Origin of the sequence: Kitasatospora sp. NPDC057015, assembly GCF_042673745.1 — a bacterium.
Taxonomy (GTDB): Bacteria; Actinomycetota; Actinomycetes; order Streptomycetales; family Streptomycetaceae; genus Kitasatospora.
This window is the reverse complement of record NZ_JBHUSG010000004.1, coordinates 61,283-81,091: the sequence shown is the minus strand read 5'-3', so window position 1 is coordinate 81,091 and position 19,809 is coordinate 61,283. Positions and strand designations below refer to the sequence as shown.

Genomic DNA, 19,809 nt, shown 5'->3' with positions numbered 1-19,809 from the left:
CAGCCCGTGCCCGGCCGGGCCGCCGGCTCAGCCGCGGAAGAGGTTGTGGCCGACGTCGGAGGGCACCACGTCCTGGACGGGCTTGCTGTCGGGGCCCGGGACGTGCTCGCCCGGTACGGGGTCGGTGCTCTCCCGGTGCAGCAGGGTGACGCCGTCCTCGGCCCAGATCTGCCGGTAGCCGTGGGCGAGCAGCAGCTGGATGCGTTCGGCCTGCTGCTTGTCGGTGGCGAACGGGAACGACCGCTTGTTCGACCTGGTGAGCACGTACTCGCGTCCTCGGGGCGTCTCGTCCACCAGGACCACGTCCGTCCTGGCGGTGAGGCGGGGCGCGATCTGGTTGTCGGCCTCCACCGAGGCGCCGTCCGGGATCAGCGCGGCGGCCCGGACGAGCGCCGCCTCGCTGGGCTTCGGCTGCCAGTAGGCCGGCACGGCCAGTGAGGCCAGGCCCAGGGGCACGGCGGCGGTCAGGGCGACGACGGCGGCGGCGAGGCCGAGGCGGCGGGCCCGTCGGCCGGTCCGCTCGTCGGCGGTCAGCCTGCCGAGCACCTCGATCGTCGCGGTGAGCAGGATCGGCCAGAGCAGGGAGTCGTAGTGCCGGGCGATCGACCAGTGGTTGGGGTTGCTGGAGAGCACCCGCTCGGCGAGCAGCGGCACCGCGCAGAGCACGGTCGCGGACCGCAGCGGCAGCAGGAACAGGGTGCCGAAGAGCCAGAGCAGCAGCAGCGGTTTGAGCGGTTGGTCGAAGGCGGCCTGCACCAGCAGGAGCGGGTCGCGGAGCAGGTTGTGCAGGGCGCCGCCCGCGTCGGGCCCGAGCGAGCCGTAGTTCCAGTAGTAGCCCGGCTCGCCCCCCATGCCCGGGATGAGCCACCGGATGGCGACGGCCGAGGCCAGTGGTCCGCCCAGCAGCAGGCCGAGGCCCGTCCACCGGCCCGCGGCGTCCCCCGTGCGGCGGGTGCGCAGCAGCAGCACCAGGCCGTAGGCGGCGACCATCAGGCCGAGGTCCTCCTTGGTGCAGCAGAGCAGCACGGCGGCGAGCACGACCGTGCGGTACCGGCGGGCCAGGCCGCGCTCCAGCATCAGCAGGGTCAGCGGTACCGCGAAGGCCACCTCGTGGAAGCCGACCCGGGCGGCGATCAGCAGCGGCCAGCCGAGCGCGTGGACGAGGCCGGCCAGGTCGGCGGCCCGGCGGGCGAGCCGCGGGTCGCCGGCCGCGAAGCAGTGAGCGGTGATCCGGCGGATCAGCGGCACTCCGGCGGCGAAGAGCAGGGCCTGACCGACGATCAGTGACCGGGGGTCGTCCCAGAGCCAGTAGAGCGGGGCGAGCAGGGCGAGGACGGGCGAGAAGTGGTCGCCGAGCAGGGAGAAGCCGGGCGGGAACGCGTGGTGGTAGCTCTTCAGCGAGGAGACGGGCAGGCCGAAGTGCGCGTAGCCCCGGACGCCCTGGTCGAAGATGCCGAGGTCGAACCCGCCCAGTGACACGGAGCTCCAGCCCTGCAGCCCGATGGCGCACATGACGGTGAAGCAGAGCGCGCTGAGCAGGAGGGTGCGCCGGGCCGCCGGGAGGGCGAGGGTCGCCCGGGTGCGGGCGCCGGTGCGCGTCCGGGCGGGGGTGGGCCTGGTTTCCGTGTGAGTCGTCATGTCACTTCTGATTCGTCAGTGAAGCGTCCTGCTCCAGGTCGACACGTCGCAGGAGCCGGGCGGCCTCGGCATCGAGGTCGGACCGTCCTCGCACGCGGTGCAGGCGCAGTCCCACGACGGTCAGGAGTGCGACTGCGAGGGGCGCGTACACCGAGGAGGGCAGCTGCCAGTACCAGGGGAGGCCCAGGCCCCGGCTGAGCGGCACCAGCCACATGGCGTACGAGAGGAACGCGGCCAGCGTGAGGCCGAGCAGGGCGCGCCGGCGGCCGTCGGTGGCCTCGGCGGCGAGGAGGACGAGCAGGGGGAGGCACCAGACCCAGTGGTGGGTCCAGCTGATCGGGGAGATCAGCAGGGCGGTCAGTGCGGTGCAGACGACGCCCCAGGCCTCGGCCCGGCGCAGGGTCGCGCCGGAGCGGCCCGCGAGGACGGCCACGGCGAGGCCGAGGAGTCCGGCGACGGCGCAGGCGGCCAGTCCGGCCGGGCCCGGGTTGTTGGTGTCGAGCAGCCGGGAGACGGCGCCCTTCAGCGACTGGTTGTCGACCAGTTCGGTGACGCCGACGCGGCGGGGATCCCAGAGGTACTTCGTCCAGAAGCCGTACGAGGCGCCGGGCAGTGCGAGCGCGCCGAGCAGGGTGGCGGCCAGGAAGGTCGCGCCGGAGACCGCGGCCGCCCTGATCCGCCCGGTGAGCAGCAGGTAGACGGCGAACAGGCCGGGGGTGATCTTGATGGCGACGGCCAGGCCGATGCCCACGCCCTTGGACCGGCTGCGGTCCGGCCGGCCGAGGTCCCAGAGGACCAGGCAGAGGATGCCGAGGTTGACCTGTCCGTACTGGAGGGTGGTGAACACCGGCTCCAGCCAGACCCCGAAGCCCGTGGCGAGCAGTACGGCGGCGGCGCGGTGGCGTGCTCCGGGCCAGCCGACCAGCCGGAAGGACAGGAGGGCGACCAGGGCGAGCAGGACCGTGTTGGCGAGCATCACCAGGACCCGCAGGGTGCCGATCTCGAACCAGGTGCTGGGCACGAAGAGCATCGCGGCGAAGGGCGGGTAGGTGGCGGGCAGGTCCCAGCCGGGCAGCCGCATCGCGTACAGGTCGCTGCCGCTGACGACGGCGGCGCCCTCGGCCCGGTAGACGAGCATGTCGACCATGGACGTCTGCTGGAAGTGCCGGACCACGGCGTACACGGCCAGCGAGATGGTCGCCGCGCAGGCGGCGGTGGTGGTGGCGCTCGCCGCCGGCTGCCGGCGTGCGGGTGTGCCGGTGGGGTCCGCCACGTCCGCCTGTCGTGCCCAACGCTCCGGACCGAACCCGCGCACCTCGATGGCACCCCGCTGAGCTAGCCAGATCGATCCCGCGTCAGCGTCTGGATCCGAACACGATATCCGACCCCTCGGATGCGGACCGCGACTCAGGTCACGTCCTGCGTCACCGTGGCGTAACACCTTCGGCGTGGCGGGGCCGGGGTGCGTCGGGGCTTCCGGGTCGGGTTCGGGCCCGCGAGGGCGGGGCGCTTCGTCCTCGACCGGTCGGTCGGGGGAGGGCGCTCCAGGGGGAGGCGGGCCGGAGCCCGGCCGGGGTGCGGGCCGGGCCGCGTCCTCGGCGCCGGAGTTCTCCACAGGCTGTGGACGGCGACCGTGCCGCCGTGTCCGGATCCGTCGGCCCGGCCGTCGGGCACCGGCGTGCCCCTCGCGCCGATCCCGCCGTCGGGCACCGGTCGGGCGACCGTCCGGCGTCCGCTCGGCGTCCAACGGGGTGACATCGCGCCGAGCCGTGACCGGCCACAGTCAAGCGCGAGCTTAGCGTGACCGTATGAATACAGAACGTTCTCTCGGTGCCGCGAGTGGCCCGGCCACCTCCGGCACGCCCCGGCGAAGTGGGCTCGCGGCGGTGTTCGTGCTGGCCCTCGCCCTGCTCACGGCCGTTGCCGCCATCACTCCGGCCGCGGCTGCCGCGCGCCGGGAGGGCGGCATCGTGACCGTCTCCTTCGTGAACAACAGCGACCGCGATCTGATCGGGCTCAGCGTCACCGTGCCGCACGGCTGCGTCACCCCGTTCGTGCCCGGGCGGATCGACGCGGGCACCACCGGCCAGTGGACCGCCGCCGCCTGCGACGACCCCGCCGGCACCGAGGGGACGGTCGTCTACCAGATCGCCGGCGAGAGTGCCGCCACGACCGTCCGGGTGGGGTGGAACGTCCCGATCGTCGCGCCGAACACCTACACCGAGGCGGCCTCCACCGGCTACGTGGTGAGCCACAGCGGCGGCGACGGCGCGGGGGCGGCCGTCCGGTTCACCTTCGACTGCAACTCCACCACCTGCGACGGGATCCCCGACGACTGGAAGCGCAACGGCGTCACCATCACCCCGGGGGACGGCAGTCCCGCGAAGTTCATCGACCTGCCCAAGATGGGCGCGGACGTGAACAAGCCGGACATCTTCGTGCAGCTCGACTGGATGGCCGACACCACCCACAGCCACGCACTGGACCCGGCGGCGATCAGGCGGGTGGTCGACGCGTTCGCGAACTCGCCGTTCAACCGGCACTCCCCGACCACCGGGATCAACCTGCACGTCGACGCCGGCCCGAACAGCATCCTCAACTTCGCGACCAACACGACCTGGGGCGACCTCAGCAGGGCGAAGTCGCAGACCGAGGTCGCCAACCTCGGGACGGCGGACGCGAACAAGATGTACCAGTGGACGGCCTTCAACGCCCTGAAGGCGGCCACCGGAGGCTTCGTCAGCACCGGGCGGTCGTCGATCTTCCACTACGCCGTCTCGGCCCACAACCTGGAGGCCGGGTCCACCTCCAGCGGCATCTCCGCGGGCGCTCCGGCCAGTGACTTCATCGTCAGCCTGGGCAGCTTCGCCAACAGCGTCGGGACGGTCAACCAGCAGGCCGGGACGTTCATGCACGAGCTGGGCCACAACCTCGGCCTGCTGCACGGCGGCAACGCCAGCACGCCGAACCACAAGCCGCAGTACTTCAGCGTGATGAACTACTCGTACCAGATGGGCCTGACCTCCGGCACCACCGGCGGGCTGATGGACTTCGCCCGCCAGCAGGTGCCGCTCAACGAGAACACCCTGAACGAGCGGCAGTACCCGCCCACCAGCAAGGGCTACGACGTCAGCCACTACTGCCCGAACCGCACCGGGGGCGGTGCCTTCGTCACGGTGCCGTCGAGCACCGGGCAGGTCGACTGGGACTGCGACGGCACGATCAGCCAGGTGCCCGTCGCCTTCGACACCAACAACGACAACGCGATCACCACGCTCGGCGGTTTCGACGACTGGAGCGCCCTCCAGCTGCGCGGCGGCTCGATCAGCCACCCCGGCAGCCCGGCCGGCGTCCCGGCGCCGACCAAGGACGACGAGCTGTCCATGGAGGAGGCCATGATGGACCTCCCGGTGGACACCACGGCGCCCGTCACCGAGGCGACGACGCACCCGCACGCGTCGAAGCACGGGGTCTTCCGCGAGGACGTCACCGTCACGCTCACCGCGACGGACGACCTCTCCGGGGTGGCGAGGACGGAGTACGACCTCGACGGCGCCGGCTGGACCGAGTACACCGGGCCGGTCAGGGTGAGCGGTGACGGCGAGCACACGCTGCTGTACCGCTCGATCGACCTCGCGCAGAACCACGAGGAGGACCGGTCGCTGGTCCTGCGGATCGAGTGCGAGGAGGAGGGCTGGCACCGGACGTCGTGACGGGGGCCGCCGCGCTCCGGAGCCGCGCCCCGCGCGGGGCGCCGGAGCGCCGCGGATCCGCGCGACGCTGAACCGACCCCCGTCGAACCCCCGGACCGATCCCGGTCCGGGGGTTCGCGCACGTCCGGGGCGGGCGGCCGTCAGGAGTGCTCGGGCAGGCCGACCAGGGCGGCGTCCTCCCGCACCAGGGCGCCGGCCTGGTCGACCGTCAGCGGCTGGGCGAAGAGGTAGCCCTGGCCGAGCGGGCAGCCCATGGCGGCGAGGAGGTCGCGCTGGGCGGTGGTCTCGATGCCCTCGGCGATGACCTGCACGCCCAGCGTGTCGGCGATCCGGGTGATGCCCTCGACCAGGGCGTACTGCTGCTGGGAGACGCCGAGTCCGTCGATGAAGGACTTGTCGATCTTCAGCAGCGAGATCGGGAACTCCCGCAGGTAGCTGAGCGAGGAGTAGCCCGTCCCGAAGTCGTCGATGGCGATCCGCACCCCGAGGTCGCTGAGCACGGCCATGTCGGCCCGGACCCGGTCGTCGCGGCGCATCAGGACGCTCTCGGTGAGTTCGAGGATGAGCGAGTCGGGCTGGATGCCCGAGGTGTCGATGATCTGCCGCACGGTGTCGACGAAGCCGGCGTCGCGGAACTGCCGGGCCGAGACGTTCACGCTGACGTGCAGCGGCGCTCGGCCCCGGACGGCCCGGGGGGCGAGGCTCATCCGCTGCCACCGGGTGGTCTCGGCGGCGGCGTGCTCCAGCACCCAGGCGCCGAGCGGCACGATCTGGCCGCTCTCCTCGGCCAGCGCGATGAACTCCTCCGGCGGCACCATGCCGCGGCGGGCGTGCGGCCAGCGGACCAGCGCCTCGAAGGCCACCAGCCCACCGCCCGCGAGGTCCACGATGGGCTGGTAGTAGAGGGTGAAGGCCGACTCGGAGATCGCCGAGTCGAGGCTCTCGTTGAGCTCGTGCCGCTCCGCGAGGCCGGCCTGCAGGGCGGGCTGGTACTGGCACCACTGGCGCTTGCCGGAGGCCTTGGCCGAGTAGAGCGCGAGGTCGGCGTGGCTGAGCAGTTCGGTGGAGTCGATGCTGTCCTCGGTGGTGGCCACGCCGACGCTGGCGGACACCCGGACGGCGCCGGCGCTGAGCCGGAACGGCTCGGCGAACGCCGCCAGCACGCTGTCGGCGATCCCGCCGACGTCGGCCGGCGAGCGGGCGTCCTCGACCAGGACGGCGAACTCGTCGCCGCCGAGGCGGGCCGCGGTGTCGGAGGTCCGCAGCGCGGTGGAGACCCGCAGCGAGACGGCGACCAGCAGTTCGTCCCCGACGCCGTGGCCCTGGGTGTCGTTGACCACCTTGAAGTCGTCCAGGTCGAGGAAGAGCACGCCGGTCACGGTGCCCCGGCGCTGACTGCGGGTGAGGGCGTGGCTGACGCGGTCCTGGAAGAGCACCCGGTTGGCCAGGCCGGTCAGCGAGTCGTGGAAGGCCCGGTGGGTGAGTTCGCGCTCCATCTGCCGCTGGTCGGTTACGTCACGCAGGGTGAGGACCAGGCCGTCGACGGTCGGATCGTCCCGGAGGTCGTTGGAGCGCACCTCGACCTCGATGCTCCGGTGGTCGCCGCGCAGCAGCCGCCAGTGCTCGCGCTGTTCGGGGCGGTCGCGGTCGCCCCGGCGCATCCGGGCCAGCGCGAGGACGACGGTGTGGCTGTCCTCGGGCGGGACGAGGTCGGTCAGCCGGGCGCCGACCAGGCCCGGGTGGCCGAGGACCCGCTCGGCCGAGGAGCTGGCGTAGCGGACGGTGTCGTCCTCGTTGAGGATCAGGATGACGTCGGAGGCGCTCTGCACCAGGGTGCGGAAGTAGGCCTCGCTGTTGCGGGCGTTGATCTCCTGGCTGAGGATGACCCGCTCGACGGCCAGTGCCGACTGGGCGGCGAGGATCTCCAGGGAGCTGCGTAAGGCGGCGAGCCGCTGCTCCGTCCCGCCGACGATCAGCACGCCGACCAGGTTGTCGCCGGACGGCCGCTCCTCCAGGGCCAGCGGGCAGACCAGTGCCCGGGGCATGCCGTGGAGCAGTTGCGCCAGCTCCCCGCCGAAGGCCTGGGCCGGCAGCAGCCGCGATCCGCCGGCCTCGGCCGGGGCGGGCAGCAGCCGGGTCTCGCCCACCGCGACCTCGGCCGGCAGCCCCTCGTCGGCCAGGCCGCGGTCCTCGCCGAGGGCGAGCGTGACGACGTGGTGGGGGGTGTCCGGCATCAGCGTGGAGACGGCGGTGCGCACGGCGTCCGTGACCTCGTCCACGGTGACCGCCGAGCTGAGTTCGGCGCCGGCGGCGCGGAGCACGCGCTCCCGGTCGAGGGCCTGCCGGTGGACCAGCACCACGCCCGAGAGCCGGGCGAGGACGAGCAGGAAGAGCACCGCGGAGAAGGCCGCGATCACCCCCGCGTGGCTGTTGTCCCCGTGGGACACCTCGATCAGCAGGACGGCCGGGGCGATCAGTGAGGCGAAGGCGAGCAGGGCGATCCGGCCGCGGGTGATGTGGGTGGGCTGGACCGGGATCGGCTCGGTGAGCTCGACCATCGACGGGTGCAGGGCGGCCGCGCCCCAGAGCGCGTAGAAGGCGGCCCAGCCCAGGTCGACGGGGGTGCCGATGCTCCAGGTGCCGTGCAGCAGGATCAGCCCGTACAGCACGTCGGAGACCAGGATGCCGATGGTGCCGGCGGTCAGCAGCTGCAGGGAGCGGCTCTTGCCCCCGCGGGGCACGAGCAGGCGCAGCAGCATCGCCAGCACCAGGACGTCCCCGAGCGGGTAGGCGATCGAGATGGCCCGCTGCACCCAGGTCAGTTCGGGGTCGCGGGTGTAGGGGAGGATCAGGTAGATCCAGGAGAGCAGCGCGAGACCGACCGTCAGGGTCAGTGCGTCGATGAGGCTGCCGCGGTCCTGATGGGCCGTCCGCCACCGGATGAACCCGAGGACGCCCAGCGCGTAGAGCACGAACTCCGCCAGATAGAAGCCGTCGGCGATCGACGGGAAATTCGTCTGGTGCAGGTAATTCGTCAGGATGACCTGGACGACCTCGCCGGCCGTGAAACTGAAATTGGCGGCGGCCAGGAAATACCAGGGAAGTGCGTGTGCGGGGCGGTTGACGCGGGCCCCCACGATGATGGCGGCGACCCCGCTGAGTCCGATTCCCGTCCACCAGACGATGCGTCCGCCGGGGTACATGTAATAGATGACGGTGAGCAGTGCCATCCAGGCGAAGTAACAGGCCATCAAGCGCTGTCGGCGAGGTGTCAAAGCACTCTCCCCCCTTTGCGGCACTGGTCCGCGGGAAGGTCGATGCAAGGAGGGTGGGCCACCGGTCGGGCCCACTTAGCATACACAACTCCCCATTGCTGGATATAGTCGAGGAGTGGGCCGCCGCTGACGGCGGGCCATGTACTGTCAGTATTCCCTCGTATGCATTTCGAGGTCTGGGCCAGTGGACACGTCTGATATTTCCCGGGCGCGGAATTCCGGGCTGAGTACCGTCCTGCTCGGCGGGAGCGGGCAGTACGCCCTGTGGCCCGGCCACCTAGCGGTACCGGCCGGTTGGCGCAGTGTGTACGGGCCCGCCCCGGTCGCCGCCTGCCGCTCCGAGGTGCGGGGCCGGTGGGCGGACTCGCTGGCGCCCGGAGCCCGCTCCACCGACGCCAGGGCGGCCGACTCCTGGGCGGTGGCCGAGTTCGCACCGCTCGCGGCGCTGAACGGGGCCCGCCGCCCCGGCCCGCCGCCGGGCGACGGCGGACGCCCTCCGCTCGGCGTGCCCGAGCTGTTCCGGCGCAGGGCCGCCCGGGACCCGGACGCCGTCGCGGTGATCGCCGAGGACGGCGAGATCGGCTACGGCGAGCTGGACTCCCGCAGTGATCGGCTGGCCCTGCGGCTGCGCGAGCTGGGCGTGCGGGCCGGGACGGTGGTGCCGGTCTGCCTGGAGCGCGGCGTCGCCATGGTGGGGGCGCTGCTCGCGGTCCTCAAGGCCGGCGGCGCCTTCCTGTCGCTCGACCCGGCGCACCCGGACCGCCGGCTGCGCCAGCTCGTCGAGGACGCGCGCGCCCGCTTCGTGGTGACCAGCGCCGAGCAGGTCCTGCGGTTCCGGACCTGCAGCGTCTCGCCCCTGTTCGCGGAGGAGCACCTGGTGCCGGCGGCCGGGCCCGGCCCGGTGGACGTCAGCGCGCCGGGCGACCTCGCCTACCTGATGTACACCTCCGGCACCACCGGCTCGCCCAAGGGCGTCCTGGTCGGTCACGGTCCGCTCGCCCTGTCGCTGGCCAGGGCCGCCGCGGCGTACCGGCTGACCGCGGCGGACAGGGTCCTGCAGCTCGCCGCGCTGGGCTTCGACACCTCGGTCGAGCAGATCTTCACCCCGCTCATCAGCGGCGCCACCCTGGTGCTCGGCGGACGCCGGACCTGGGCCCCGACCGAGCTGCTGGCCCGGCTGCCGGAGCTCGGGGTGACGGTGGCCGACCTGACGCCCGCGTACTGGCACCAGTTCCTGCGGATGGCCGAGCACGGGGGCCCGCGGGCGAGCGGCCTGCGGCTGCTGGTGGTGGGCGGGGACAGCCTGCGGTCCGACGACTGCCGCACCTCGCTGCGGCTGCTGCCCGGCACCCGGCTGGTCAACGCGTACGGCCTGACCGAGACGGTGATCACCTCCACCCTGTGCGAGATCACCGACGACCTGCTCGCCCCGGAGCCGGCGCCCGTCCCGATCGGGACGCCGCTGCCCGGCAGCCGGGTGTACGTGCTGGACGAGGGGTTGCGTCCGGTGGCGGACGGTGAGCAGGGCGAGGTGTTCATCGGCGGCCGGGTGCTGGCGCGCGGCTACTGGCGCCGGCCCGAGCTGACCGCGGAGCTCTTCCTGCCCGACCCGTTCGCGCCGGAGCCGGGCGCCCGGATGTACCGGACCGGCGACACCGGGCGCCGGCGGCCGGACGGGCGGCTGGAGCTGTTCGGCCGGACCGACCAGCAGGTGAAGGTGCTGGGCTTCCGGGTGGACCCGGGCGAGGTCGAGTCGGCGCTCGCCGCCCACCCCGCGGTCGGCCGGGCCCGGGTGGTCGCGACCGGCCGTCCCGAGGGCGGGCGGGTCCTGACCGCGTACTTCACGCTGCACAGCCCGGCCCGGGCGGACACCTTCCACCGCGGGGTGCGGGCCTACCTGTCCGCGCGGCTGCCCGAGCACATGGTCCCGGCCGCGTTCGTGCACGTCGACCGGATCCCGACCGAGGACGACGGCAAGGAGCTGGTGCGCCCGGCGCGCCCCGAGCCGGCCCGCGGCGGCAGCGGCACGGCGGTGGAGGCCGGGCTGGCGCACCTCTGGTCCGAGCTGCTGGGCGTCGAGCAGGTCGGCCCCGACGACGACTTCTTCGCCCTCGGCGGCAACTCGCTGATCGCCATGGAGATGCTGGCCCGGGCCCGGATCCTGTTCGGGATCGGCGTCACCCAGATCCGCTTCCTGACCAGGTCGCTGCTGCACCACCCGACCCTGCGGGCCTTCGCCGAGGTGACCAGGTCGGCCCGGACGGGCACCCCCGGGGAGGCCTCGCAGCCGGTGGACTTCGTCGCCGAGGCCGCGTTGGGCGTCCCGGTCCGGCAGGGGGACGGGCCCGCCCCGCGCTGGCGGGAGCCGGCCGAGATCCTGCTCACCGGTGCCACCGGGTTCTGCGGCGCGCACCTGCTGAACACCCTGCTGGCGACCACCGGCGCCCGGATCCACTGCCTGGTCCGCGCGCCGGACGAGGAGCGGGGCCTGGAGCGGATCCGGGCCGCGCAGCGCCGGTTCCTGCGGCGGGAGCCGGCCACCGACCGGGTGGTCCCGCTGGTCGGGGACCTCACCGAGCCGATGCTGGGCCTGACCCGGGAGCGGTTCGAGGAGCTGGCCGCGCGGGTCGACGTGATCCACCACTGCGGCGGGCAGGTCAACTTCATCTACCCGTACCAGGACCTGCGGGCGGCGAACGTCGGCGGCACCCGGGAGGTGCTGCGGCTGGCCGGCCACGCGCGGGCGATCCCGGTGCACTACGTGTCCAGCATGGCCGTCATGGCGGGCTTCGGGCCGGCCGGGGTGCCGCTGGTCACCGAGGACACCCCGCTCGGCCATCCCGACCTGCTGTCGGTCGGGTACGTGGAGAGCAAGTGGGTGGCCGAGGCGCTGCTGCACAACGCGGCGGCGGCCGGCCTGCCGGTGGCGGTCCACCGGGCCGACGACGTCACCGGGGATCTGGCCACCGGCGCGATGAACACCGGCACGGAGGTCTGCGCGATGATCAAGTTCATCGCGGAGAGCGGGGTCTGCCCCGACGTCGAGCTGTGGCTGGACTTCGTCCCGGCCGACCGCTTCGCCGAGGCGGTGGCCCACATCGCCGGGCGGGTGCCGGCCGCCGGGGAGGTCTACCACCTCACCAACCCGCGGCACGCGCTGCTCGCCGAACTGGCCGACCGGCTGCGGGCCCGCGGCTACCCGGTCGAGCAGCTCCCGTACCGGGCCTGGGTGCACCGGCTGGTGCGGTTCGCGGCCGGGCATCCGACGCACCCCATGACAGCGTTCGTCCCGCTGTTCGTGGACCGTTGCAGCGGCGCCGACCTGTCGATCAGCGAGATGTACTTCCGGCCGACCCTGCCGCTGTTCTCCCGGACCCGGGCCGAACGAGCGCTGCGCGGCAGCGGGATCGAGTTCCCGCCGGTGGACGCCGAGCTGCTGGACCTCTACCTGGACGACCTGCTGGCCGTCGGCTTCCTGGAGCCGCCGGGGCCGGGGGACTGAGCGCGGAGGTCGGATCGGTGGTCGCGGTGTACGGGTCGTGGAGCTCGGTGGACGTTCGCGCGGCGCTCGTCGACGCCCCGGCGGCGTTCTGCGCGGACCTGAGCCCGGAGGGCCTCCTGGCGGGCTACCGGGCCGGCGCCTACCCGATGCCCGCCGAGGACGAGTACACGCGGTACCTCAGTGAGGCCCGCTTCGAGGACCTGGTCGCCGCCGGCGAGATCCCGGTGATCGGTGCCGGCACCGGCACCGACGAGGTGCCCTACGAGGTGGCCTGGTGGTCCCCGGACCCGCGCCCGGTGATCGCCCCCGCCGCGGCCCGGGTGGGGCGGCGGCTCGCCCGCACCCTGCGCACCCGGCTGGACTGGTCGACCAGTGTGGACCTGGCCTTCGCGCGGGTGGTCGAGGAGTGCCGGGCCGGCCGCGTCCCGCGCTGGCTCACCGACCCGCTGACGGCGGCCCTGGGCGAGCTGCACCGGGCGGGACGCGCGCACAGCGTCGAGGTGTGGGAGGACGGTGAGCTGGTCGGCGGGGCCTTCGGGGTGCGGGTCGGGCCGGTGCTCAGCCTGGACTCGATGTTCCACCGCCGCCCGGGTGCGGCCAGGGTCGCGATCGCCGATCTGGGCGCCCGGTTCGCCGAGGCCGGCGGGCTGCTGCTGGACGCCCAGTGGGACAGTCCGGCGGTGCGCAGCCTCGGCGGCGCGCCGATGCCCCGCACCGAGTACCTGGAGCTGCTGGGCTCCACCCGGGAGGCCCGCCCGGTGGCCGGTCTGCGTCCGGCGGCGGGTGAGCCGGGGCCGACCCCGCAGTGAACGGCCCCCGTACCGGATCACCTGCGGGCGGCCGGGGCGGTGGGAGCGCGAAGGGGAGCGGGGGTGTCGCGTGCGCCGTGGGGCCCGGGTTTCGCGCCCCTCCATCAGGGCTCTGAGCAGCGACGATGGCTAGCATCCGCGACATGAGCGACGGTACGGAACCGGACTGGGCGGAGCTCGCCGACCGCCACGAGGCGGCGCTGCGCCGTCGCCGCCGGCTGCGGGCGGGCGGGATCGTCCTCGGAGGGTGCCTGCTCGCCGCCGGTGCGGGCCTGCTGGCCGTCGGCGGCCCGGGCCACCGGCCCGGCGTCGAGGCCGCGCCGGAGCGGCCCGGCCCCGGGCCCGCCGAGGAGTCGCCGGCCCTGCTCGCCGACCGCTCCGGGCGGGCTTCCGTCGCCCTCGCCCCGGCCGCCCGGGTGGAGGAGGTGCCGGACGGGCACGTCCTCAGGCTGACCGGCGGCCCCGACTCCTACGGCAGCTCGGTGGACCGGGTGGTCGACGTCGGCCGGAGCTTCACCCTCACGGCCTGGGTCTACAACGACGCCCCGAGCGGCTCCCGGGCGGTGATCAGCGAGGGCGACGGCCCGTACTCCTCCTTCGAGCTGGGCCGCGCCGAGCCGAACGGCCGTCCGGCCTGGTCGTTCCGGGTGCGCACGGCCGGGCCGGCAGCTGGCGGGGCCGACGGGGGCGACACCGTCCAGGTCGTTGCGGACGGCGCCGGCACGGTGGCCGTCTGGGTCCTGCTCACCGCCACCTACGACGCCGAGCGGAGCACCATCGCGCTGTACCTGGACGGCGTACCGGCCGCCGCCGCGGCCGTCCCCGGGATCCGGCCCGCCGAGGGACCGTTGCAGTTCGGCCGGAGCCGGCAGCCGGACGGCTGGGGCGGCCACTGGTCGGGCGCGGTCGGCCGCGTCCGGGTCTGGGACCGGGCGCTGGACGCGGCCGGGGTGGCGGCCCTGAGCGCCGGCGCCCCCGGCGCGGCCGGCGCCCGGCCGATCGGCTCCTGGCTGGTCGACTGAGCGGCCGGTGCACCGAGCGGCTCATGCACCGGTGGGCCCGCGGGCCGTTCCGCGCCGCCAGGGGCCGGGGCCGGGTCCGGGGCGAGCCCCCGGCCGGGGCACGGGGTTAGCCTCGGAGAGTGAGCGACGAGAGCCGGACCGAGCGGCCTGAGCAGACGGGCGGGGGCTTCGAGCGGGGCACCGACGGGCCCAAGGTGATCGTGGTCGGGATGGACGGCTCCGAGGCCGCCGCCCGCGCCGCCGCGTACGCCGCCGGGCTGGCCCGGCGGCAGAACGCGCTGCTGGCCGTCGTCTACGTCCAGCCGGTGTACGTCGGCGCGGCGGCACTGGGCGCCGCCGTGAACGAGACCACCGAGGAGGTCGCGGACGAGCTGGTGCGCGAGATCCGGGCGGCGGCGGAGCGGCTGCGCGGGGTCTTCGAGGTCCGCTGGCAGTTCCACACCTTCCGGGGCGACCCGTACCAGGGGCTGGTGCAGGCGGCCGACCGCTTGAAGGCGGACGCGGTGGTGGTCGGGGCCTCCGAGCAGGCCGGGCACCGGATCGTCGGATCGGTGGCGGTCCGGCTGGTCAAGGCCGGGCGCTGGCCGGTCACCGTGGTGCCGTGACCGGCCGCCGACCGGCGGACCTCACTCGGTCTCGTCGAGCTCCAGGTCGAACTCGCCGGCGTCGCTGCCGTCCGGCGTGCCGCTGATCGCGTAGCCCTGCCGGCGGGCCTCGTAGCAGGCGACGGAGGTCGCCGAGGAGACGTTGAGCGAGCCGACCCGGCCCAGCTGCGGGACGAAGGCGACGGTGTCGCAGAGCGCCAGGGCCTCGGCGGTGACGCCGCGGTCCTCGTGGCCGACCACGAACGCGGTCGCCGGGGTGAGCTTCGCCGCGAACAACGGGACGGCCTCGTCGGCCAGTTCGAGGCCGACCACCAGGAACCCGTCGGCCTTGGCGGCCGCGACGGCCTCGGCGACCGTCTCGAAGTGCTCGGCCTTCAGGTACCGGTCGGTGCCCATCGCGGCCTTCTGCGCACCGGCCGAGCGCACCGAGGGGGTGTCGCCGGTCAGGTACAGCTTCTCGGCGCCCATCGCGGACGCCGTGCGGACGATCGAACCCACGTTGAAGGGCGACTGGAGGTTCTCCAGGATGATCGCCAGCCTGAACTCGTTGCTGCGCCGCCACTGGCGGTGCAGGCGCTTCAGGTCGGTCCCGCGGAGCTGCTTCACGACGTCGTACCTCGTCCAGTGTCGGTGCCGGCCGCCTCGGGGCGGGGCCGCGCTTCAAGAATCCGGAATCCGTTGACCGAGGTGACCCGCGTGGTCGGGTAGCCCTCGGTGTTCAGCCACTTCTGCAGCGAGTCCGAACCCAGGTTGCGCTGCACGACGAGGAAGGCCGAGCCGTCCGGCGTCAGCCGCGGCAGCCACCGGTGCAGCAGGCGGTGCAGAGCGCCCTTGCCGATCCGGATCGGCGGGTTGGAGTAGATCGCCGTGAACCGCAGGTCCTCCGGCACGTCGTCCGGCAGCACCGCCTGGACGTTGTTCAGCCCCAGCGCCTTCGCGTTGTCGGTGACCAGGTCGAGCGCCCGGGTGTTGATGTCGACGGCCCAGACGGCGGACCGCTTGCGGCGCGAGGCCCAGGTCAGCGCGATCGGCCCGTACCCGCAGCCCATGTCCAGGATCGGCCCCTTCACCCGGGGCGGCGGCGCGTGCTCCAGCAGGATCCGGGTGCCCGGGTCCAGCCGGCTCCGGGAGAAGACCCCGGTGTCGGTGGTGAGCTCCAGGGTGATGTCAGGCAGGGTCACGGTGATCGGACGCCGCTCGCTGGCGACGTCGGGTGCACCGGTGAAGTAGTGCGAGCCGGACATGATTTCCCCGTCGGGTCGTAAGGGCCGTCGTAAGGGCCTGGGGCCACCGGGTGGGCGCGGGCCGGCCCTGCTTGTTCGGCCCTGATCGTAACCCTTCACCCGCCACCACCCGGATCCGTGCAGGTCAGGCCCCATCCCGACGGGCGCCGATCAGCCGATGCCGGGCACCTTCCTGGTGCTGACGGCGATCCGGTTCCAGGTGTTGATGGTGAAGATCAGCGAGAGCAGTTGGGCCAGCTCCGCCTCCTCGAACTGCTCGGCCGCCCGGTCGTAGACGGCGTCCGGCACGCCGTCGCCGATCCGGGTGACGGCCTCGGTGAGGGCCAGCGCCGCCTGCTCCTTCGCGCTGTACACGCCGGCCGGCGCCTCCCGCCAGACCGACAGCAGGTAGAGCCGCTCCTCGCGCTCGCCGGCCTTGCGGGCGTCCTTGATGTGCATGTCCAGGCAGTACGCGCAGTTGTTCAGCAGCGAGGAGCGGATCTGCACCAGCTCCACCAGCGCCGGGTCCAGGCCCTCCCGGGCGGCGGCGTCCAGGGCGAGCAGCGCCCGGAAGGCCTTCGGGGCGGCCTTCGCGTAGTTGACGCGGGCGGCGGGGGCGGGGGGCGTGGTGCTGGCGGTCGCGGTGTTCTCGGTGATCGTCATGGGGACAACTCTAGGAGTGGAATGCACCCTGTTCATGGTGCATTCCACGTCCTGATTCAAGGGTCAATTCGTCGTTGTGACGGCTGCCCCGGCGCAGCGGCTCAGGCGTCCACCGCGCACCAGACCAGACCGTCCCGGCTGGAGTGCCCGAACCTGTCGGCGAGACCGAGCGCGGGCAGCGCCGCCAGCTGCCGCCCGGGATCGTCGGGCACCGGGGCGGTCAGCAGGTAGCCGGCGGGCGTCCTGGTGAGCCGCACGTCGGTGCCGACGCCGGTGGCCAGCCGGGCGGCGATGGCGTGCGCCCGTTCAACGGCCCGCATCGCGCGCAACACGCACGTCGTCCGCGGGCGGCGTCGCGAACGGTGGCACCCGGTCCAGCCACCGGCCGTCCACGTCCCACTCCACCCCGCCGCCGGCCGGCCGGAGGAAGACCACGGTGCCGACCCGGTCCATAAACACGCCGGTCCGCCCGTTCAGCGTGTCCAGGACCAACTCCCCCGACCTGGAGGGGCGGTGTGGGCGCTCGGGCGGCTCGACCCGTCCACCCCCGGCCGGCGCGGCCGGGTACGGGCTCGCCAGCGTGAGCTCCGCCTCCGGTCGCCCGCCGCAGTTCGCGGGGCAGCGGCAGGCGGGCAGGTTCCGGTCGCCGGCGGCTGGTGCGTGGGCCTTCTGGTCTTCGGGCTGAGGGATCGTCACGATCGTTTCTCCATGGAGGTCTTGGGCTCGGCTGCCCTTACTTTCCGTAGTCCGATCGTCGCGCTCCGGCGCTACGCTGGGAAGGCACGGTATGTCTCACGTTGGAAGCTGGCACACGAAGGAGTGCGCCGATGGTGTTCCGGCCCAATGAGTTGCACCCCACCCGTTCGAACCGCGATCTGTACGGGTGGGAGATGCGCGCTCACCGCAAGCGCGCCGGTGACATGTCGCTCGATCAGCTGACCAATGTGCTGGACGGATTCTCGAAGAGCCATCTGGCCCGGGTGGAGCGTGCGGCGTCCATGCCGTGCGCCCGGCTGTCCCAGGCCCTGGACGCGGCATTCGGTACGGACGGCACGTTCGGGCGGTTGTACGAGCTGGCGAAGAGGGAGAAGTTCCCCGGCAAGTATCGGCGGGCCATGGACCTTGAGGGTCGGGCCGGCATCATCGAGGAGTACACCAGCGCCACGATCCCAGGGCTTCTCCAGACGCCCGGACTGGCCCGGAGATCCCTTGAGGCCGGACATCCACATGCGTCCGCGCAGGAGATCGACGGCATGCTCAGTGCTCGCCTCGACCGGCAGAAGCGGCTCGATTCGGCTCCTGCTCCGCGCTGCTGGTTCATCCTCGACGAGGCGGTCCTGCGTCGCCCGGTGGGCGGGTCGGAAGTGATGCGTGCGCAGTTGGCGGCACTGCTGGATGATCGGCGCTCGCACGTCACCCTGCAGGTGTTGCCATTCGGGGCTGGTGAGCACGCGGAGATGGGTGGCTCGCTCACGCTCTACACGGTGCCCGGGAATCCGCTGATCGCCTGGGTGGAGGGGAGCCACTCGGGTGTGATCATCGAAGACCCGGAAGGCGTCGCCGCGCGTCGGGAGTCCTACGATCTGCTCAGGGCTAAGGCTCTCTCGCCCCGGGACTCCTCGGCGATGATCAGAACCGTGATGGAGGAGTGCTGACGCCATGCGATCCGACGAGAACGAGCAGTGGCGGAAGAGCAGTTACAGCAACAACGACGGTGGGACCTGCATCGAGGTGGACGACGCACGCCCCGGCGCCGTCCGTGACTCCAAGGACCCCGAAGGCCCCCGGCTCCGCTTCTCGCCCGACGCCTGGAGCGCGTTCGTGCGGGCCGTCGCCGACGGGGAGTTCGACGCTCCCTGAATCCGGACGCACGCGTCGGCGCGGGTCGGCTCCCCGGAATTCCGGGGGCCGGCCCGCGCCGTCGTGTTCCGGAGGCGGTCAGCCGGTGACGGACGGGGTGACCTTCACGGTGGGGGCGGTGTGGCCGTCGGCGGTGGCGCCGATCTGGACGGGGAGCTTGTCGCCGCCCATCCAGCCCTTGTCGACGCCGACCCGGAAGGTGTACTCGGCGGTGGCGCCGGCGGGCAGGGCACGCTGCAGGGAGGCGGTGTCGACGGCGAGGTACCCGTCGCAGTCGTAGTCGGCCTTGAGCGCGCGCCACTGGCCGTGGTCCTGGACCATCACGAAGAGGTCGTCGGGCGAGACGACGTGCTGGGTGGAGTCGCCGGAGCCCGGGGCCGTCATGGTCTGCAGCCTGAGCGCCGGGGCCGCCGAACGGAAGGCGCTCCCGGTGGGGTTGGTGACCTTCACGGTGTACCGGGTGCCCTGCTGGCCGACCACCACGGCGCCGGGGCCGCCGGTCACGGTGACCGCGGGGAGGTGGCTGTCCACGACCTTGGTGTCGACGACCTTCTTCTTGCCGATCTCGTTGAACGTGGTGGTGCTCCCGTACGAGGCGGCCTCGACGGACAGGGTGCCCGGGCCGTTGTCGGCGGTCAGGTGGATGCGGTACCGGATGGTGCGGCTGGCGCCGGAGGCGAGCGGGAAGGCGGCCGCCTTGCCGGTGGTGGCGTAGTCCATGCCGCCGCCCTGGCTGAGCGGGAACCCGTGCCAGGCGTTGCCGTCCTTGCGCTCGACGGTGCCGTCGGCCATCGCCAGGGTCCTGGCGCAGTGCGCGCCGTCGTACTGCCGGGAGGAGACGACGGGGACGACCGTGTCGTAGCGCGTGGTGCCGGTGTTGGTCCAGGTGACGGAGAAGGAGACGGTGCCGCCGCCGGCCTCGATCCGCTGGCCGGCGTTCAGGCCGTCGAAGCGGATCTCGATGCCGCCGCCGGGCTTGACCACGCTCGTGGGCTTGGCGGCGGGGGTCTTGGCGGCGGCCGCCGTCGCAGGGGCTGCCGGGGCAGTGGTGCTCGGCGCGGTGGCCGGGGTCTCGGTCGCCGCCGCGGTGGCGAACGGGGTCGCGGTCGCCGACGGCGTGGCGGCGGGGGTGGTGGTCGCCGGGGCGCTCAGGGTGGGGGCGGCGCTCGGTGCGGCGGTGGTGGAGTCGTCGGGGGTGCAGCCGACGGCGATGACGGCGGCGAGCGGCAGGGTGAGGGCCAGGCGGCGGGAGCGGCCCTTGGCGGAGCCGGCGGTGACGATCTTCGCAAAACGGTTGATAACGGACGTGTTCATGATGCAGATCCCCCTGGGAAGTGGTCGTGGGTGTTTTGACTCGGCGAGGCGGCCGGCCTGCCCCCGGCTGTGTTCGCCGGTCCGTCTCGCTGGCCCTCACCCTGATAGACGTGCATCCCCCCGGGGGGTTGCAGGTGGATCCGAAAAACTTTTTCGCCGCTCACCGGCGCCCGCCGACCCGTCCC

Annotated in this window: 16 protein-coding genes; 7 read left to right on the top strand and 9 right to left on the bottom strand. The window is 73.3% G+C overall.

All coding sequences use genetic code 11. The features are described from left to right. Nucleotides 1-27: 27 nt before the first annotated feature. Together ACFTWP_RS05215 and ACFTWP_RS05210 are read right to left on the bottom strand one after the other, a co-directional pair. On the bottom strand, nt 28-1,638 hold the full coding sequence (locus ACFTWP_RS05215; protein ID WP_380262878.1) for a DUF2079 domain-containing protein: 1,611 nt from the start codon (nt 1,636-1,638) through the stop codon (nt 28-30). A gap of 1 nt (nt 1,639) precedes the next feature. After that, nucleotides 1,640-2,911 carry a glycosyltransferase 87 family protein gene (locus ACFTWP_RS05210; protein WP_380262876.1) on the bottom strand — a complete coding sequence of 424 codons (1,272 nt, stop codon included), beginning with the start codon at nt 2,909-2,911 and terminating at the stop codon, nt 1,640-1,642. Nucleotides 2,912-3,446: 535 nt separating this feature from the next. Here ACFTWP_RS05210 and ACFTWP_RS05205 point away from each other — a divergent pair. Next, nucleotides 3,447-5,351, top strand: a complete 1,905-nt coding sequence (locus ACFTWP_RS05205; RefSeq protein WP_380262874.1) for an OmpL47-type beta-barrel domain-containing protein — start codon at nt 3,447-3,449, stop codon at nt 5,349-5,351. Between the two features lie 140 nt (nt 5,352-5,491). Here the strand turns inward: ACFTWP_RS05205 and ACFTWP_RS05200 are convergent, their stop codons facing one another. Further along, on the bottom strand, nt 5,492-8,626 hold the full coding sequence (locus ACFTWP_RS05200) for a putative bifunctional diguanylate cyclase/phosphodiesterase (RefSeq protein ID WP_380262872.1): 3,135 nt from the start codon (nt 8,624-8,626) through the stop codon (nt 5,492-5,494). A 139-nt stretch (nt 8,627-8,765) separates the two neighbouring features. Here ACFTWP_RS05200 and ACFTWP_RS05195 point away from each other — a divergent pair, with 139 nt between their 5' ends. The 4 genes from ACFTWP_RS05195 (at nt 8,766) to ACFTWP_RS05180 (ending at nt 14,564) form a co-directional block, all read left to right on the top strand. After that, the gene (locus ACFTWP_RS05195) at nt 8,766-12,128 is read left to right on the top strand and encodes an amino acid adenylation domain-containing protein (protein WP_380262870.1); all 3,363 of its coding nucleotides are present in this window, start codon (nt 8,766-8,768) and stop codon (nt 12,126-12,128) included. A gap of 47 nt (nt 12,129-12,175) precedes the next feature. Next, entirely contained in the window at nt 12,176-12,937 is a 762-nt protein-coding gene (locus ACFTWP_RS05190) for a leucyl/phenylalanyl-tRNA--protein transferase (protein WP_380262868.1), read from the top strand. Between the two features lie 143 nt (nt 12,938-13,080). After that, nucleotides 13,081-13,959 (top strand): LamG-like jellyroll fold domain-containing protein, encoded by an 879-nt coding sequence (locus ACFTWP_RS05185; RefSeq protein WP_380262866.1) that lies wholly within the window; start codon nt 13,081-13,083, stop codon nt 13,957-13,959. 119 nt (nt 13,960-14,078) lie between these two features. Next, nucleotides 14,079-14,564, top strand: coding sequence for a universal stress protein (locus ACFTWP_RS05180; protein WP_380262864.1), 486 nt, complete (start codon nt 14,079-14,081; stop codon nt 14,562-14,564). A gap of 21 nt (nt 14,565-14,585) precedes the next feature. On the opposite strand, the gene ACFTWP_RS05175 is transcribed toward ACFTWP_RS05180, so the two are convergent. The 5 genes from ACFTWP_RS05175 to ACFTWP_RS05155 all read right to left on the bottom strand — a co-directional run bounded on the left by ACFTWP_RS05175 (nt 14,586) and on the right by ACFTWP_RS05155 (nt 16,942). Beyond that, the gene (locus ACFTWP_RS05175; RefSeq protein ID WP_380262862.1) at nt 14,586-15,170 is read right to left on the bottom strand and encodes a TrmH family RNA methyltransferase; all 585 of its coding nucleotides are present in this window, start codon (nt 15,168-15,170) and stop codon (nt 14,586-14,588) included. Continuing rightward, entirely contained in the window at nt 15,167-15,808 is a 642-nt protein-coding gene (locus ACFTWP_RS05170) for a class I SAM-dependent methyltransferase (RefSeq protein WP_380262860.1), read from the bottom strand. The genes ACFTWP_RS05175 and ACFTWP_RS05170 overlap by 4 nt, the downstream gene beginning before the upstream one ends. Nucleotides 15,809-15,958: 150 nt before the next feature. After that, complete coding sequence (locus tag ACFTWP_RS05165; protein ID WP_380262858.1) at nt 15,959-16,450, bottom strand: carboxymuconolactone decarboxylase family protein; 492 nt, start codon at nt 16,448-16,450, stop codon at nt 15,959-15,961. A 101-nt stretch (nt 16,451-16,551) separates the two neighbouring features. After that, nucleotides 16,552-16,770: a hypothetical protein gene (locus ACFTWP_RS05160; protein ID WP_380262856.1), complete on the bottom strand. Its 219-nt coding sequence runs from the start codon at nt 16,768-16,770 to the stop codon at nt 16,552-16,554. Beyond that, a complete protein-coding gene (locus tag ACFTWP_RS05155) occupies nt 16,757-16,942 on the bottom strand; it encodes a hypothetical protein (RefSeq protein ID WP_380262854.1) in 186 nt (61 codons plus the stop codon). The genes ACFTWP_RS05160 and ACFTWP_RS05155 overlap by 14 nt, the downstream gene beginning before the upstream one ends. Before the next feature lie 335 nt (nt 16,943-17,277). On the opposite strand from ACFTWP_RS05155, the gene ACFTWP_RS05150 reads away from it, so the two are divergent. Together ACFTWP_RS05150 and ACFTWP_RS05145 are read left to right on the top strand one after the other, a co-directional pair. Then, complete coding sequence (locus ACFTWP_RS05150; RefSeq protein ID WP_380262852.1) at nt 17,278-18,105, top strand: DUF5753 domain-containing protein; 828 nt, start codon at nt 17,278-17,280, stop codon at nt 18,103-18,105. Between the two features lie 4 nt (nt 18,106-18,109). Further along, nucleotides 18,110-18,310, top strand: a complete 201-nt coding sequence (locus ACFTWP_RS05145) for a DUF397 domain-containing protein (RefSeq protein WP_380262850.1) — start codon at nt 18,110-18,112, stop codon at nt 18,308-18,310. A gap of 78 nt (nt 18,311-18,388) precedes the next feature. Here ACFTWP_RS05145 and ACFTWP_RS05140 read toward each other — a convergent pair whose 3' ends face one another. Beyond that, entirely contained in the window at nt 18,389-19,624 is a 1,236-nt protein-coding gene (locus ACFTWP_RS05140) for a hypothetical protein (protein ID WP_380262848.1), read from the bottom strand. Between the last annotated feature and the right edge of the window lie 185 nt (nt 19,625-19,809).